Raw genomic sequence first — 16,060 nt, forward strand, 5'->3', positions numbered from 1 at the left:
TTCTTCCCTGTTAAGATTTTGATGTTTTTTCTGGTCCTGTGCGTCCAATAAACCAGGACAGAGCAACCAGAATCACCGATACGCCGAGCATGAGTGTGGAAATGGCCATAATATTTGGCTTAATTCCCTGTTTAACCGAGCCAAAAATGGCCGTTGGCAGGGTTTCTACGCCCGCACCTTTTACAAAATTGGTAATCAAAAAGTCGTCTAAAGAGATAATGAAGGCCAGTAGAAATCCAGACAAAATACCGGGCATCATCATCGGCAAAAGTATTTTAGTGAACGCCTCTTTGGGAGTTGCGTATAAATCCATTGCAGCCTGTTCATACATCGAAGGAATACTCTGCATCCGGGCAGAAATAGGCAAATAAGCGAAAGGAATGCAAAACACAATATGAGCGAGAAGGATCGTGAGTAAGCCTCCTTTAAAGCCAATTGCTGAAAAGAAAACCAAGCTAGCCACTGCGGTAACGACTTCTGGCACCATCAGCGGTAGGTTAATCAAAGCAAAACCGGCTATTTTGCCTCTAAATTTGCCTGCTCTTGTCATGGCAACGGCGGCGGCCAATGCAATCATGGTTGCAACACTTGCAGCACAGATAGCAATTACAATTGAATTAATTGCCGCCATTTTGAATTTAGGTGCTTCTGGGCCGGTAAAAACTTCCCGGTACCAATTCAACGACACGCCTCCCCAATTGGTTATGGAAGGGGATGCATTGAACGAATAAATCGCAACGATAACCAGCGGTGCATAAAGAATCACTAGGCAAACAAGGGTGATTTCCCGAAAGCCTGCGAATCGTTTTAAATCCGTCATTCCTTTCATCACTTCTGCTCCTGTTTATACTGACTTCTGGCGTAAATAATAAGAACCACCATCACGATGGTTAATAGAATTATCGAAATTGCTGCACCAAAGGGCCAATTGCCTGCCGCACCTTTGAACTGCTCTTCAATGAGAGAGCCGATCATGAAGTTTTTTGCGCCGCCCAAGAGGTCCGGTGCTAAAAAGGCCCCCAAAGATGGAACAAATACTAGGATGCAACCTGCAATGATCCCCGGTTTTACGACCGGGAGAATGATCAGTCGCAATGTGGTCCAAGCACCGGCATATAGATCTGCTGCGGCTTCGGATAAGCTGAAATCATAACGCTCTACAGACGCGTAAATCGGAAGTACCATAAACGGCAGATAGCTATAAAATAGTCCTAGCTGCACTGCGAAATCGGTGTTGATTAAGCCCAAAGGCTCCGATATCAGCCCACTCCAAAGTAAAAACTCGTTCAAAGGTCCGCTGTCTCTAATCAGAAACTTCATTGATACGGTGCGGATCAGCAAGTTTACCCAGTACGGAATGGTGATTAGAAACAGCCATACCGGTCTCGACTTTTCGTTACGGGTGGCGATAAACCATGCGGTAGGAAAGCCGATGATCAAACACAGAAAGGTGGCTATCGCGGCCTGTTGTATCGAACGGAAAAAGATATTGATATAGGTCCATTCGATGGTGGGTGGTTCATCACCAAACAACCCTCGGTCGAGGAAAAATTGGTCATAGGACGCGATGGAAAAATCCCACAGCACGCCACCGCGAAACTCTTTAGTAAGAAAGGAGTAAACACCGATTAAAATCACTGGGATCAATAAAAAGATACCGATCATCACCCAGCTTGGAAGCATAAGGCGTAAGGCCTTACCTTTATATATATTTGAAGAGAGGTTAGCGCCTAAAGACGCACCAGCAGCCATTAGTCAATCAACAGGCTTGCAGCACCTGCCTCCAGCTTTAAGCCGACCAATTGACCAACCGCAGGAATTGCCAACGCTGCAGAGTTTTGCATTCGAATGGTCATCTCCTCGCCATCAATCAATTTTAGCTGCACATGGGTGTCGGTTCCCAGATAGATTTGAGCCGTAACCGCGCCTTGTAAATCACTTTGCTCTGCTGAACACAAGCTGATTCGCTCCGGCCTAACAGATAAATGTCCGCTCCCCTGACCCACTTTGGCAGCCGCAGGACAAGAAAATGAATGCCCTCCAGGCAGGATGATCTGTGCAGTTCCATTGGTAACCGATTGCACCTCAACATCCAAAAGATTCGTTTCACCGATAAAATCAGCCACAAACCGATTAACGGGTACTTCATAAACCTCTTTTGGTGTTCCGACCTGCTGAACATGTCCGTTCGACATCACAGCAATGCGATCCGACATCGTTAATGCCTCTTCTTGATCATGAGTCACAAACACAAAAGCAATACCAGTTTCCCGTTGGATCTCTTTGAGCTGAACACGCACAGCCTGACGTAACTTCAGATCGAGAGCCGAGAGAGGTTCATCAAGAAGCAATATTTTAGGGCGAGGCGCCAGAGCACGGGCCAAAGCGACCCGTTGCTGTTGGCCACCAGATAATTGGGTAGGTTTACGATCGGCATATTCGGCCAGTTGAACCAGCTTCAACATGTCATCTGCTCGGCGAACGGCCTCTCGTCGATCCCAGCCACTACACAACAGACCAAACATCACATTCTGTTCTACCGTCATATGCGGAAACAGAGCGTATTGTTGAAAAACCGTATTAACCGGGCGTTGATGCGCTTGCAAACCAGTAAGGTCTTTATTATGCAGGCGAATGCTCCCCTCACTGACATCTTCGAAGCCAGCGATACACCTTAATAAAGTTGTTTTTCCGCAGCCGGATGGTCCAAGCAGGGTAAAGAACTCGTTTTCCCGTATATCGAGAGAAACGCCATGTAAAGCAGTGAAGGATCCATAGCGCTTAACCACATTATCAATCCCCACCGATACATTGTGTGCCATCGTTAATTATCCCCTTGATACCCCTTAGATTCATGTTTTAACGATATAGCAACTGAATTTAGGGGTATATAACCCTAGAGGGTTATGAAACATATTGAGCAAACATTAAACAGTGGTAACTCAATGAGGAAAGGACTGACGGATATGGCTAGCAAACGAAGGAACAAGCACCACTCACCATCAAGTGGCATGAATATTGGAGTCTAAAGGGTTGAAATAACCGGCATTAACAATGCAAACAATTCCGCTTGTGAACTAATTTTGCATTTAGAGTACAGTTGTTTACGAAATACTTTCACGGTCTCTTTACTGATACTGAGGTTGAGAGAGATGGATAACGATGAATGCCCCTGTAATATATAGAAGGCAACTTCTGCTTGGCGAGGACTAAGTGTGATGCGATACTGGCTTGTCATTGCATCGCGAAGACGCTCGGTGACAGGAGGTAAGACAACATTTTTACCCTCTTTGGGCTGATAGCCTTTCCAATGTTGTGAACATAGCGCAGACAATACGTTTTCAAGTGATTTTATATACTTTAACTCGACTTTACTATACGGGATCCCTCGTACTTTATCCCTTCCAAAACAAGCCGTTAAAGTCGATTCATGCCCAAGTCGGGCAAGTAAAGCAAATTCATCGATCAGAGTGGTTTGATTATAATATTCACTGAAATAACTAGTATGTTTAAACTGATCTGGCGCAAGATCAAAAATATTATGGATACCCGTTTGAATACCTCTGCATACAACATGATAAAACGGATCCAACATGTAGGCACCGCTTAAATAATGGGTCTGCATTTTTTCGTATACTTGTGGATTATTTGACTCTCTGTAGAGCTCTTCTGGAGTATGGTCCTTGTGGTATACAATGATGATAAGGTTGTCAAAATTAACCAACTTACCTACAAAATGACTCAGCGCCTCAGGAAAACTAGCACTACCTAAAGAACAGACTAAGTCAGCCAGTGCTTTATCATGCTTGGCACCAAATATCTTGCTCATATTTAGTCTTCTCCTGAAATGCCTTCGCCACTATTTAAGCATACTATGCTGGAGTTATATCCCCCCAAGATTGCATGTTTTATGACTTTTTAACGAGTTTACAGCTTATGTAACCAGCAACAAACATAGAGTTGATGTGATTAGCCCTAATCATAGAGCCAAGCGATGGCTGCCAACACTATTGAGTCAAATTCTCAGTTCGGTAGAAAACGCCGCAACAACATCATCGAAGAACTGGCTCAACTTGTCGCTCACAATAGTACTTCTGGCAATCAGAAAGCGGTTCAATCTAACATCAAAAAAGCTTACCAAGCAGTTCTCGGTGTAAATCAAACCATTGCACGAAGCCAAGGAAGTGACGACCTTACGATTTAAACTCAGGAATACAATTAAGCTGACCATCATCGCCATATGATCTCAGCCATTGGTGACCACACGCTTATATTAAAAATCACTGCAATAGATGTGGCTGAATGATTTCCCGCAAGAATATACGACAAGCCCAGCAGTAAATACCGTTGCAAGAAGACCTGCCGGAACACTTCACGGATGATGAGTTGAGCGAAGTAAGTCGGTGACGCCTATGACACGAAAGCCGCTTTCCAGCCAAGCGTCATTTCCACTTGGCAAATTGAAAAACCTTAACTGGCAAGTTCTAATACGCTAGCTAAGGCTTGCTGTGCCACCAATTGGCACTGCATTTTGAGTTGCTGTTTCAACTTAAGCGTAGCGGGAGATTGCGGGCTCCCCACACGGCTAAGAAACATCACTTCAAAGGGTAAGGCTTGCGCTATTGGTACAATCTTTAATTTTTGTTCATAACAGCGGGCAGTGAACACATCCACGATCCCAACCCCTCCGCCTGATAACACCATGTCAGCAATCACCGAATAGGTTTTCACGTGTAGTGCCGAACGCGGGGTAAGTTTTTTATCATCGAGGGCACGATGCAATACTCGACCTAAGGGGTCATCACGTTGCATCATGATTAAGTCATGTTCACACAACCAAGATAAACTGACCACTGGAGGCGAAGGCATCTCCTCTGGCAATACCGCAACCATCACCGACTGAAACAAGGGCTCAGCAAACAGCTTCGGTGCCACATGCTGGCCAAATACCAGCGCAAAATCTAATTCCTTCGAGAGTACCAATTGGCTGAGCGCGGCAAAATGCTCGGTTACTAAGTTAACCTGCACCGCATGATCTTGCTTACAAAAGGCAACCATACTGGGTGCAACCACCATTTGACCAAAAGCATGCGCTGCACCAATTTTGACCGTCTGCACCTTATTTTTGCGCAATGACAGTGCTAATTCAGAAATTGATTGTAGCTTATCGTAAACCTGTTCAATTTCGGGCAACAACATCTGCCCTTCTTCCGTCATGCGCATCCCTTGGGCATGCCGCTCAAACAAGCTGAAGCCCAATTGCTGTTCGGTATGATTCAAGATGCGACTCACATTGGGCTGAGAGACATTAAGTAAACGGGCTGCCCCGCTAATAGTTCCAGCCTGAACAATAGCCTGAAAAATTTCAATTTGGCGTAATCTCATATTGCTTTACCCTCAACGGCAGGGAATACCACTCACAATCAATGGTTTGTTAAAGCAATAATTAGACCGATAAAACGTGATTTTGTTATTAATACGACACGCGATTAAAGGCGGAATATCCGCCTTCGAGATATTCAAGGCCCTTAAATAAGCTAGCTTTCAGGATCGCCATAGATCCCTACTTTCGGTAAGCCACCAACATAACCATAGCCACGATACATCCCCTCACTATTAAACGGTAAGGCGATGTTGCCAGCAGCATCAACCGCGATCATCCCGCCACTTCCATCCAGTTTAAGTAATTTATCCATCACCACTCGCTGCGTTGCCTCAGCCAAAGACAAATCCGCATATTCCATCAAGGCCGACACATCATAGGCGGCAACAGCTCGCATAAATGCTTCTCCGGTACCGGTACTGGAAACCGCCACCGTTTGATTGTTTGCATAACACCCCGCCCCCACGATTGGTGAATCGCCGATCCGCCCAAGCATTTTATTGGTCATGCCCCCAGTGGAGGTTGCCGCTGCGAGATTTCCCTTGGCATCAATCGCCACGGCTCCCACCGTACCGTATTTCTTATCTGGGTCTAAAGGCTCATCATGATCGTCCAAACCACGAATAGGGCTCTCACTGAGGCGCTGACCATCATGATCTAAAGCGATTTGATATGTATCGCTGGCTTGCACTCGAATGAGCTGTTGCAAGCGCTCATCTGTAGAAAAAAAGTTTTCGTCGACCATTGCCAGACCTTGCGCAGCGGCGAAGTCTTCTGCACCTTGAGCGCTCAGCAGCAGGTGAGGACTGTGTTCCATCACCGCCCTCGCGGCTAAAATAGGATGACGAATACGCGCCACACCACACACCGCTCCGGCTTGCAGATTTCGTCCATCCATCACACAAGCGTCTAGTTCATGGGTTTGCTGATGGGTAAACACCGAGCCGTAACCGGCATTAAATAAGGGATCTTCTTCCAGTAAACGCACCGCTTCGGTCACTGCATCGAGCGCGCTACAGCCCGCTGCGAGTATGGCTTGTCCGGCGGCTACTATCTGCGCCAGCGACTGCCGATAGGTTTGCTCTTTTTGCGAGCTCATGCTGTTACGCGATAAAGCGCCTGCGCCACCATGGATAACAATCACTGGTGTTGTCATACCGTCTTCCTCAACCTTGTCATTTCTACTTCAACTAATTTTGGCTGCTTGCCATATACGAAAACGCACTCAGTAAGCTCACTAGCTCGCCCATTGAATCACTGGTAAATGACACCGTGCGCGCATCCAACATTTTAACTCCTGGAACTAAACTAAATAGATCGGCAAATACCGGTCTGCTAGTCGCCAACTCCAAACAATAAGGAGCAGATAGCCGTGAGGTCTGACTTGAATTAGCCTCGATAACCGCTAACCGAGCCTGTTCACGGATCAAGGCTTGGGCGGTTTGCGGGCTCAACGAGTCCGCAGCGGTACTTGAAATCATCCGTTTCACGCAAGCGTAATGGGCCGTGGGATAATACTGTTGGACCCATGTTTGTAGCTGATCATCGCCACTCACTAACCACAGCGGTGTATTATGCTCAGCCGCAGCAGCGGCATAGATATCGGCCTCAGCCATCGCTTCACCGTTGATCTTAAGCTGATAAAAAGCGCGACCATTGATGGTATGCGCCAATACGCCAGCCTGACCTGCGCCGCTATGAAAACCAATGAAAAAAGCGCCATCATAGTGATGCCGTTCCAGTCCGTCAACCATCGAGAGTGGCCGTGGTTTACTCTGCACTAATCGAGCGCGAGCATCGATCTGGGCAGCCCGCAGATTTGTCATACTGGCGTGACTATCAGCCACCACCACTTCGCTGGCCCCACCGTCAAATGCGCCAGCAATCGCCGCATTCACTTCTTGCTCCATCAATGCCCGAGCCAACTCATGCTCGCGATGACCCGGACTACATTGCTCGGGGCTGACCACCCCGGCAATCCCTTCAATATCTGCTGAAATAAAAATTTTCATGACTGCTCCTGAAACTGCGCCGCTAGCTCATCTAAGAGCTGAGCCAGTGCGGGGCGAAAATGCCCCTCAAATCCAACGACTGAAGTGGCCTGCATGAGGGCGTCTAAAACGGCAAACTCAGTGGCATCTGCCGCAGCACACAACATTTGTTCCAGCTCTTGATCGGCGATCGATTCACCAAGCGAATGGGCGGTAGAAAACGCCAATGCAATATCCCCGGAACCATGCCCCCAATAACTGCCTAAACGACCTAAACCTGCTCCAGCTCGTTTTGCCACGCGCTTCAATTGGCGAGCACTGAGCGGCGCATCGGTCGCCATAATAATAATGATTGAACCTGCGTCGCGTTGCGCCGCTAAATCGGGTAAATGCGGGGCAATCGCCTCCCCCATCACAACCCCATCCAGGGTCAGCGAGGATAAGCTACCAAAATTGGCCAATACCAACACCCCCAAAGTGGCCGCCAGCGATTCAAGTCGACGCGAACTGGTGCCGATCCCACCTTTCAGGCCGAAACAGCTCATGCCTCGCCCTGCACCCACACTACCTCTCGCAAATTCGGCACTGGCCTGGTAAATCGCTTGCTCGGCAAATGCCTCACTCACCGCGATGTTTTGAATATCGTTTAAGAAACCATCGTTACATTCGAGCACCACTGGATTCACCGTGGCTTGCTGGCGACCTAATTGCGGATTGGCGCGTTTACAATGCGCCACCAAAGCGCTAAACATCCGCCCCACCGCCAAAGTATTCCCCAGCAAAATTGGGGTTTGTAACTGACCTAACTCTTCTATTTGGGTCAAACCTGCTGGTTTAGCAAAACCATTCAATACCGCCGCGCCACAGGGCAAAGGATGGGTAAATAGATTATCAGAACTGGGGACGATCGCCGTCACCCCGGTTTGCAACTCTGCTTGAGCCAGGGTCTGATGCCCTACACTCACCCCCGGCACATCGCTGATGCGGTTATACTGGCCACAGGGTAAACGCGGATGACCGATGGTCCGCTCCGTTTGCCAACGCTGTAACAATAGTGCGACTCGTTGGGCTTGATATTGATCCATAATTCATTCACTCACTTATTACTTGGCCGCACTCTGCTCTGGCGACGCCACGAGTCGGCCCACTCATCACCCGACGCTCAGATTTAAAGCGATCTCTGGCTAAACCTTCAATTTGGGGTCGAGAGTATCACGCAAGGCATCCCCCAACAGGTTAAATGCTAAAACGCTGAGGAAAATAGCCAGACCAGGGAACATACTCACATGCCATACGCCAGCCATCATCATACTGCGCCCCATCGCCAGAATATTACCCCATTCAGGCACATCTGGTTCGGGCCCTAAACCAATAAAACTCAAGCTAGCTGCAGTTAAAATACTGGAGCCTATGCGCATCGTAAAAAACACAATCACGTTGGCCAGAGTACCCGGTAAGATATGACGTAGCAGGATTAGCCGATCATTGGCTCCTGCACAACGCACCGCTTCAACATAAGGGGCTTCTTTCAAGGCCAGGGTGGAAGCTCGTACAATTCGAGCGAACACTGGCACACTAAACACCGCAACTGCCACAATCACATTATTCAATCCGGGACCTAAAATAGCCACCACCGCTATCGCGAGCAACATCCCAGGAAAAGCAAATAATACATCGGCGCCCCGCATAATAAACATGTCCAGCCAGCCACCATAATACCCCGCAAACAGGCCAAGCAAAATGCCAAAAATCATCCCGAGAGTGACCGACAGCAGGCCAATATAAAGGGAGATCCGAGCCCCATAAATAATCCGGCTGAGCACATCTCTGCCAAGGTCATCGGTGCCCATCCAGTGCTGAAAATTAGGCCCCGTGGATAGAGCCGACCAGTCCGACTGCATCGGATCCCAAGGTGCTAACAGAGGGGCAAACAGAGCAATCAGCACTAAAATTGCGACAAAACCACCCGAAAACAAGGCCATCGGATTGCTAAAAAAGCGTTGCCAAAAATCTCGCCAGGGGGAGCGAATAGGTCCCTGCTGCTCTAGCTCCGTTAATACTTCCATCACTGATTCCTAACGCAAACGAATGACTGGGTTAATCACCGCATAGAGCAGATCAACCAACAAATTAATCACAATAAATTCCAATACAAACAGCATCACCAATGCTTGAATCACCGGTTGGTCTTGGGTCTGGATCGATTGAATCAATAGCCAACCTAAACCAGGCCAGCTAAAAACACTTTCCACCACTATCGAGCCGCCCAGCAAGAATCCAAACTGCAGCCCCAGCATCGTTACCACCGGGATCAAGGCATTACGCATAATATGCTTCCAGGTTACCAAGCGGGCCCGTAGCCCTTTCGATTTCGCAGTACGCACATAGTCTTCTTGGGCCACTTCTAAAAAGGCTGAACGAGTAAAACGCGCCATCACCGAGGCAACCGAGGCACCTAAGGTAAAGGCAGGCAAAATGATATCCGAGGGTTGATTAAAACCACTCACCGAAAAGATCCCAAAGGGCATCGCCACAAATTGGATCAGCAATAAACCCAGCCAAAATGGCGGCAACGAGATCCCGCCAATCGCCAGGCTCATTAAGGTCCAATCTTGCCATTTACCGCGCTTCAGCGCCGACAATACGCCAACCAGCAAGCCCAAGATCACCGACCAAACAAAGCCAGCTAAGGCCAACCATAAGGTAGGCATAAAGCTTCTGCCAATCACTTCGGTCACCGGTTGCTGAGTTCGGAAAGTCACCCCCAGTTCGCCATGGAATAAATCACCCAACCAGTTCACATATTGGGTGACTAAGGGTTTATCTAAACCAAGATGCACCCGAGCCTCTTCAATCGCTTCGATGGGGGCGTCTATCCCGGCATAGATACGTGCCGGGTCGCCAGGCAAGAGCTTAATAAAAGCAAACACCAGAAGGGAGACCACCAGCAGCACAGGGATCATTTCCAGAATTCGGCGGACCACATAAGCTAACATCGTGTTCTCCCTCTATCTCTTACTTATACTGCGCTTGTGCAAACAACAACGAGCCATCGGCTAACATCGACACCCCTTGTAGGTTTTTCTGTTTACCCACTAAATTATCTGGGGTGCCCAAAAAGGCAATTGGCGCATCCTGCCAAATTAGCTGCTGGGCAGACGCATAAGCCTTAGCGCGTAACTCAGGATCAGCGGTCTCTAATCCACCCATGATGGCTTTATCCACAGCGGCATTGCTGTAGTAAGACACGTTATAGGCTGTTGGGACCCAAGATTCTGTGGCAAATAGTGGACGTAATGCCCAATCGGCATCACCCGTTGAAGGCGACCAGCCACCATAGTAGAGGTCGTACTCAGCTTTCTTCGGATCACTCACACTCCATAACTTGTCGTTACGAGTGCCTGAGTCCATCGGAACTACGGTAACTTTAATACCGACTTGGCCTAGCTGCTGTTTTAAGAACTGAGCGCTACGAACCGAGGCAGTGGCATTCGATACCCATAGTTTTAAGTTCAAACCATCCGCGTAACCCGCTTCTTTGAGTAGTTGTTTGGCAGTACTTAATTTATAGCTGTAATCCGGTGAGCTTTGCTTCGCGAAGAACTGCACATTAGGTGCAATCACCGATTGTGCCGCCACACCCATTCCAGCAAAACCAACTTTTAACCACAGTTGACGATCGATTGCATAGTTTATCGCTTGACGTACTTTTAACTTCGCCAACGGTTTATGCTGGGTATTTAGCGCCATGTAGTACATGTAAATACTTGGATCACGCTGTACCGCTAATTGACTATCGTCAGCAACGGTTTTTACCAAATCGGCAGGCAAAGGATAAATCGCATTGACTTGTCCCGATTTAAGCGCTGCGACCCGAGTGGCGTCTTCCGGCGCAGGATAGAAAGTCACACTGTCGACCTTTGGCCAACCCGCCTTCCAGTAATGTTGGTTTTTCACTAACAAAACTTCTTTACCCGGTTGCCAGTCTTTAAACTCAAACGGCCCAGTCCCCACAGGGTGTTTACGCAAATCGGCTTCTTTGTCATATTTAGCCAATACTGCGGGGCTCCACATCACTGCAGACGGGTGAGCCAAGGTATTGATAAAGGCACCAAAGGATTGATTGAGCACCACACTTACGGTATCTGGTGACAGGACATTCACCTGCTTGACCATTTTGAATAGGCTATTTCTTCTCAGCCCAAGCGACTGATCGGCTAAACGCTCCAAGTTAGCCTTAACCGCAGCCGCGTCAAAAACCGTCCCATCCTGAAAGGTCACCCCTTGACGCAAATGCAACACAAACTCAGTTGCATCCTCGTTACTGGTGTAACTGGTCGCCAACTGGGAGACTAACTTCATGCTAGCGTCAAATTGGAAGAGCCGTTCAAAAATACCACTTTGTACCGAGTAACTGACGTTATCAGAGGTATCATGTGGGTCGAGGCCGGTAATATCGGCGTACATTGAAATTTTTAAGTCCTCAGCATGGGCAACAGAGCCTAAACTTAGCGCTAAGCCCAAAGCCACAGCAGTATGGCGAACTAGTGGTGTCATCATATTTCTCCTGATCGTTCATTATTCAAACAAGTAGCAACCTACAATCTCAGTTTTTCCCTCACTAAGATCCTTCAGCCACCCAGTGTTGTGGCACTACCTCTCGGTAGCATAATTTGGCCACTTCCGCGCCCACCGGACGCATCGGGGAAGGGGCCAATTCGGTATCGTCCAACAGACGCAAACCTCGGCGTGCCGGGTCTGCAACTGGAACAGAAGCTAATAAACGTTGGGTATAAGGGTGTTGAGGATTGTTAAATACCGCTTGGCGACTCCCTTGCTCAACAATTTGCCCCAAATACATCACTGCAACTCGGTTGGCGATACGTTCAACCACTGCCATATCGTGAGAAATAAAAATCCACGACACGCCAGTTTGCTGTTGCAAGTCCATCATCAAATTGATCACCTGAGCTTGAATCGAGACATCTAAAGCCGATACCGCCTCGTCTGCTATAATCACCTTCGGCTTCAGCGCCATGGCTCGGGCAATCGCTATCCGTTGCCGCTGTCCACCGGAAAACTCATGTGGGTAACGACGAGCATGTTCAGCCTTAAGGCCAACACTCACCAATAGGGCTTCTACCTGAGGCGTCGCTTCGGCCAATGACTTGACCAAGCCATGAATTAACAGCGGTTCAGCAATCGTAAAACCAACCGTTAAACGAGGATTTAACGAGGCATAGGGATCTTGAAACACCATCTGCATCTCACGACGCAAGGGCTTAAAGGCGGCATCGCTTAGTAAGGAGATCTCTTTCCCCTGAAAATGAATCGTTTCACTATTACCATCCACCAGCCGCAACAAAGCCCGGCCAGTGGTCGACTTCCCACAACCGCTCTCCCCAACGATGGCTAAGGTTTCCCCGGGATATATTTTAAGGTCAATTTGCTCAACAGCATGAATATGGTGAGTCACCGCAGACAACCAGCCATGACGGAGTGGGTAATAGACTTTTAGGCCTCGCACATCCAGTAAGGGTTTTTGCGAATAGTCTGCAGTACGGTGATCTTCCGGGGCCTGCTGCGCGGCATCACCAACTATCGGAAAACGAGCAGGCCAAGCGCGCTTACTCATATCCCCCAATTTGGGCACTGCGGCCAGCAAAGACTGGGTATAAGGATGCTGCGGTGCCTTAAAAATTTGTTCAACCGTACCCGTTTCAACCACTTTACCGCGTAGCATCACCACCACCCGATCAGCGATTTCTGCCACCACCCCCATATCATGGGTAATAAACATCACCGCCATATCTCGCTGCTGCTGTAACTCGCGTAATATCTGTAATATTCTCGCTTGCACCGTGACATCTAAGGCGGTGGTTGGCTCGTCGGCAATTAAGATACTGGGATCACAAGCCAGTGCTTGCGCAATCATCACCCGTTGCCGCATGCCGCCAGAGAGCGATTGCGGATAGCTTTTCATCACCCGTTCCACATCGGCAATCCGTACTCGCTGTAATAACTCACAGGCTTTTTGATAAGCACTGCTTTGATCGCATAGCTGATGATCACGCAGCGCTTCGGTGAGCTGATCCCCCACCTTTAACACGGGATTTAAGGAGGTCATTGGCTCTTGAAAAATCATTGCCAAAGATTGACCTCGTAACTTGCGACGCGGTTCTTCACCGAGGGTCAGTAGATCGTAGCCAGGCTTATCCAGGTGTGGTTGGTAAATCACTTTACCTTGCTCTATCTCGGCGTTATCGGCCAATAAACCCATCAACGATAAGGAGGTCACCGACTTACCGGAGCCACTCTCTCCTACCACAGCCACCACTTCCCCTCGATATAACTCAAAGGAAACGCGGCTCAAAGCTTGCTGATTTCCACTGCGACTGCGAAAGCTAACGCTGAGATCTTGAATACTTAATAGTGGTGGTGTTTGCTTCGCTTGCGGCATCTTCATCACTCCTTGATTGTGTTACGGGTATATACAGCCATTTTGATAAACTAAGTGGGGCGCGCTATCGGCGGCTAACCAAAGCGGGCCATCGAGGTCGACAAATTCAGCATCGGTAGCCACTGGCAATGCAGCTTCCATGGCCAGCGATGATCCCAACATGCATCCCACCATCACCCCCATTTCTCGCCGCTGGGCAACTTTAACCATTGCCAAGGCTTCACTGAGGCCGCCACATTTATCCAGCTTGATATTAATCAGCTCATAACGACCACTAAGCCCCGCAATGTCGTGACGATCATGGCAACTTTCGTCGGCACATAGGGGGATTGGATGCTGAAACTTACTTAAGGCTTGGTCTTGCCCTGCGGGCAATGGTTGTTCAACCATTGCAATCTGATGATATTGAAGCGCCACCAGCAATGGCTCTAAATCCAGGCTGCCCCAAGCTTCGTTAGCATCAATAATTAATACCGTGAGAGGAGCGACCGCTCGAATTGCCGCCACTTTTTCCAAGACCTGTTGAGCATCCAGCTTAATTTTTAGTAGTTTGGCGCCACGAGCCACGGCTTCACGAGCGGCCTCCACCATCGCCTCCAGCGAAGCGAGGCTTAAGGTCTCGGCCGCCACAATCAATCGAGGCTGAGCCCGTTGAGTCAAAGACCATAGGGAAGTGCCAGATTGAGCCGCAGTTAGCCGCCATAATGCACAATCAAGAGCATTTCTCGCCGAACCTCGGGGTAATAAATCGGCTAACTGTTGCCGAGTCGCCCCCGCTTCAATTGCGGCTTGCACTCCTTTTAACTGTGCCACCACGGTTTCTGCCGACTGCTGATAGTGGGCTGTGGGCGTACATTCCCCCAAGCCAATCAGGCCTCCTTCTTCGATGGCGACTCTCACCACCGTGACGGCATTACGAGTTCCGCGTGAAATCGCGAAGGGCTTCGCCAGCGGCAATTCCACGACCTCGATTTGTAGGCTGCGAGTCAATTTATTCATGAGCGTTGCGTAAGTAACAAGCGATATCGTCAATCCCATAACGCACCGGATCGGTCGCAGGCACACCAAAACGTTCACTCAGTTGCTGACAGAACTCTCGAGCTTCCTGGTCCGAAAACTGCGAAGTATTAATCGCAAAACCAGCGAGTTGAATCTCAGGACTGGTGACTTTGGCAACTCGTAGGTTTTCAGCAACACATTCTGCGATGTCGACCAAGGGGTGATGCGGCAGATGACGCGTGTGAGGACGCCCCATTTCATGGCACATCACCAACCACTGTGGTTGAGCGCCATGCAATAAACCGAGGCTCACGCCTGCATAAGAAGGGTGAAACAGCGAGCCCTGCCCTTCGATAATGTCCCAGTGATCCGGCTCGTTCGCGGGTGCGATTTGTTCCACCGCACCGGAAATGAAATCGGCTACCACCGCATCAATCGACAAACCTTCACCAGAAACCAATACCCCGGTTTGACCGGTCGCACGAAATTGCGCCTTCATTCCTAGTTGAAGCATGGCTTTTTCTAAAGCCAACGAGGTATACATCTTGCCAACAGCACAGTCGGTCCCCACGGTGAGTACACGATGACCAGTCCGTGGCAATCCAGTCCCCACCCGGAGCGCCTGTTCACTATGGCGCACATCAAATAACTGCACCTGATGGGTCTTGGCTAGGTCCCGTAATTCAGCAATATCGTTTAAGCGCTGATGTAAACCACTGGCCACATTCATACCGGCACAAATCGCTTGGCGAATCGTCTGTTGCCAGTGCTCAGGCAAAAATCCGCCCGCATTGGCAGTTCCCAGAACTAGGGTTTTGGCGCCTGCGCTCTTCGCTTGTTCGATGCTCACATCGGGAAGGTCTAAGGCGACGGTCGCACTTGCTAAACGCAATTGACCAATACATTGCTCGGGGCGCCAGGCAAAAATACCTCGTGCCGTTTTCGCCGCCAAAGGGTCGGTAACATCACCAATAAATAAAAGATAGGGTTGCGGTATTTGCATTCTCGTTCACTCACAATCACGCTGCTCATTGAATGAATTTGATTGTTCCATAGCCCTCAAGTCCATGACGAATGCTAATATGTGGCAAGGGTATAACCCTTAGGTTATAGCCAACCGACAGCCCCCATAATGACTAACTCCAACTGAAAACCAGAGCTCAATAAAAGAGCTACAAATTATAAAATTGGTTCAGGATCGACGCTTGTTATCGGCATACATAGGAA

15 protein-coding genes are annotated in these 16,060 nt (G+C 48.8%); 1 reads left to right on the forward strand and 14 read right to left on the reverse strand.

Translation table 11 applies throughout. The features are described from left to right. Positions 1–10: 10 nt before the first annotated feature. The 4 genes from ACRRS1_RS19430 to ACRRS1_RS19445 form a co-directional block, all read right to left on the reverse strand. Positions 11–829: an ABC transporter permease gene (locus tag ACRRS1_RS19430; RefSeq protein WP_432456136.1), complete on the reverse strand. Its 819-nt coding sequence runs from the start codon at positions 827–829 to the stop codon at positions 11–13. Further along, on the reverse strand, positions 829–1,752 hold the full coding sequence (locus ACRRS1_RS19435) for an ABC transporter permease (protein WP_432455862.1): 924 nt from the start codon (positions 1,750–1,752) through the stop codon (positions 829–831). Before ACRRS1_RS19435 ends, ACRRS1_RS19430 begins: the two co-directional genes overlap by 1 nt. Then, positions 1,752–2,822, reverse strand: coding sequence for an ABC transporter ATP-binding protein (locus tag ACRRS1_RS19440; protein WP_432455861.1), 1,071 nt, complete (start codon positions 2,820–2,822; stop codon positions 1,752–1,754). Before ACRRS1_RS19440 ends, ACRRS1_RS19435 begins: the two co-directional genes overlap by 1 nt. 203 nt (positions 2,823–3,025) lie before the next feature. Further along, on the reverse strand, positions 3,026–3,829 hold the full coding sequence (locus tag ACRRS1_RS19445; protein ID WP_432455860.1) for a helix-turn-helix transcriptional regulator: 804 nt from the start codon (positions 3,827–3,829) through the stop codon (positions 3,026–3,028). A gap of 165 nt (positions 3,830–3,994) precedes the next feature. On the opposite strand from ACRRS1_RS19445, the gene ACRRS1_RS19450 reads away from it, so the two are divergent. Beyond that, positions 3,995–4,204, forward strand: a complete 210-nt coding sequence (locus ACRRS1_RS19450) for a hypothetical protein (protein WP_432455859.1) — start codon at positions 3,995–3,997, stop codon at positions 4,202–4,204. A 266-nt stretch (positions 4,205–4,470) separates the two neighbouring features. Here the strand turns inward: ACRRS1_RS19450 and ACRRS1_RS19455 are convergent, their stop codons facing one another. From ACRRS1_RS19455 to dgcN, 10 genes are all read right to left on the reverse strand, one after another. Next, positions 4,471–5,385, reverse strand: coding sequence for a LysR family transcriptional regulator (locus tag ACRRS1_RS19455; protein ID WP_432455858.1), 915 nt, complete (start codon positions 5,383–5,385; stop codon positions 4,471–4,473). 152 nt (positions 5,386–5,537) lie between these two features. Beyond that, positions 5,538–6,539, reverse strand: coding sequence for an isoaspartyl peptidase/L-asparaginase family protein (locus tag ACRRS1_RS19460; RefSeq protein WP_432455857.1), 1,002 nt, complete (start codon positions 6,537–6,539; stop codon positions 5,538–5,540). Between the two features lie 34 nt (positions 6,540–6,573). Continuing rightward, positions 6,574–7,395 carry a M55 family metallopeptidase gene (locus ACRRS1_RS19465; protein ID WP_432455856.1) on the reverse strand — a complete coding sequence of 274 codons (822 nt, stop codon included), beginning with the start codon at positions 7,393–7,395 and terminating at the stop codon, positions 6,574–6,576. Continuing rightward, complete coding sequence (locus tag ACRRS1_RS19470) at positions 7,392–8,459, reverse strand: P1 family peptidase (RefSeq protein ID WP_432460237.1); 1,068 nt, start codon at positions 8,457–8,459, stop codon at positions 7,392–7,394. The genes ACRRS1_RS19465 and ACRRS1_RS19470 overlap by 4 nt, the downstream gene beginning before the upstream one ends. Before the next feature lie 99 nt (positions 8,460–8,558). Beyond that, on the reverse strand, positions 8,559–9,440 hold the full coding sequence (locus ACRRS1_RS19475; protein ID WP_432455854.1) for an ABC transporter permease subunit: 882 nt from the start codon (positions 9,438–9,440) through the stop codon (positions 8,559–8,561). Positions 9,441–9,449: 9 nt separating this feature from the next. Beyond that, positions 9,450–10,370, reverse strand: a complete 921-nt coding sequence (locus tag ACRRS1_RS19480; RefSeq protein WP_432468895.1) for an ABC transporter permease — start codon at positions 10,368–10,370, stop codon at positions 9,450–9,452. 19 nt (positions 10,371–10,389) lie between these two features. Continuing rightward, entirely contained in the window at positions 10,390–11,934 is a 1,545-nt protein-coding gene (locus tag ACRRS1_RS19485; protein ID WP_432455852.1) for a glutathione ABC transporter substrate-binding protein, read from the reverse strand. Positions 11,935–11,995: 61 nt separating this feature from the next. Continuing rightward, positions 11,996–13,834: an ABC transporter ATP-binding protein gene (locus tag ACRRS1_RS19490; RefSeq protein WP_432455851.1), complete on the reverse strand. Its 1,839-nt coding sequence runs from the start codon at positions 13,832–13,834 to the stop codon at positions 11,996–11,998. 21 nt (positions 13,835–13,855) lie between these two features. Continuing rightward, the gene (gene dgcA, locus ACRRS1_RS19495) at positions 13,856–14,833 is read right to left on the reverse strand and encodes an N-acetyl-D-Glu racemase DgcA (RefSeq protein ID WP_432455850.1); all 978 of its coding nucleotides are present in this window, start codon (positions 14,831–14,833) and stop codon (positions 13,856–13,858) included. Further along, positions 14,826–15,836: an N-acetyltransferase DgcN gene (gene dgcN, locus ACRRS1_RS19500; RefSeq protein WP_432460239.1), complete on the reverse strand. Its 1,011-nt coding sequence runs from the start codon at positions 15,834–15,836 to the stop codon at positions 14,826–14,828. The genes dgcA and dgcN overlap by 8 nt, the downstream gene beginning before the upstream one ends. Positions 15,837–16,060: the final 224 nt, after the last annotated feature.

Origin of the sequence: Agarivorans sp. Z349TD_8, from assembly GCF_050870825.2 — a bacterium.
GTDB lineage: Bacteria > Pseudomonadota > Gammaproteobacteria > Enterobacterales > Celerinatantimonadaceae > Agarivorans.

Coding starts and splice junctions, on each gene's coding strand:
- ACRRS1_RS19430 (WP_432456136.1), bottom strand. CDS start 829: ATGAAAGGAATGACGGATTTAAAACGATTCGCAGGCTTTCGGGAAATC.
- ACRRS1_RS19435 (WP_432455862.1), bottom strand. CDS start 1,752: ATGGCTGCTGGTGCGTCTTTAGGCGCTAACCTCTCTTCAAATATATAT.
- ACRRS1_RS19440 (WP_432455861.1), bottom strand. CDS start 2,822: ATGGCACACAATGTATCGGTGGGGATTGATAATGTGGTTAAGCGCTAT.
- ACRRS1_RS19445 (WP_432455860.1), bottom strand. CDS start 3,829: ATGAGCAAGATATTTGGTGCCAAGCATGATAAAGCACTGGCTGACTTA.
- ACRRS1_RS19450 (WP_432455859.1), top strand. CDS start 3,995: ATGGCTGCCAACACTATTGAGTCAAATTCTCAGTTCGGTAGAAAACGC.
- ACRRS1_RS19455 (WP_432455858.1), bottom strand. CDS start 5,385: ATGAGATTACGCCAAATTGAAATTTTTCAGGCTATTGTTCAGGCTGGA.
- ACRRS1_RS19460 (WP_432455857.1), bottom strand. CDS start 6,539: ATGACAACACCAGTGATTGTTATCCATGGTGGCGCAGGCGCTTTATCG.
- ACRRS1_RS19465 (WP_432455856.1), bottom strand. CDS start 7,395: ATGAAAATTTTTATTTCAGCAGATATTGAAGGGATTGCCGGGGTGGTC.
- ACRRS1_RS19470 (WP_432460237.1), bottom strand. CDS start 8,459: ATGGATCAATATCAAGCCCAACGAGTCGCACTATTGTTACAGCGTTGG.
- ACRRS1_RS19475 (WP_432455854.1), bottom strand. CDS start 9,440: ATGGAAGTATTAACGGAGCTAGAGCAGCAGGGACCTATTCGCTCCCCC.
- ACRRS1_RS19480 (WP_432468895.1), bottom strand. CDS start 10,370: ATGTTAGCTTATGTGGTCCGCCGAATTCTGGAAATGATCCCTGTGCTG.
- ACRRS1_RS19485 (WP_432455852.1), bottom strand. CDS start 11,934: ATGATGACACCACTAGTTCGCCATACTGCTGTGGCTTTGGGCTTAGCG.
- ACRRS1_RS19490 (WP_432455851.1), bottom strand. CDS start 13,834: ATGCCGCAAGCGAAGCAAACACCACCACTATTAAGTATTCAAGATCTC.
- dgcA (WP_432455850.1), bottom strand. CDS start 14,833: ATGAATAAATTGACTCGCAGCCTACAAATCGAGGTCGTGGAATTGCCG.
- dgcN (WP_432460239.1), bottom strand. CDS start 15,836: ATGCAAATACCGCAACCCTATCTTTTATTTATTGGTGATGTTACCGAC.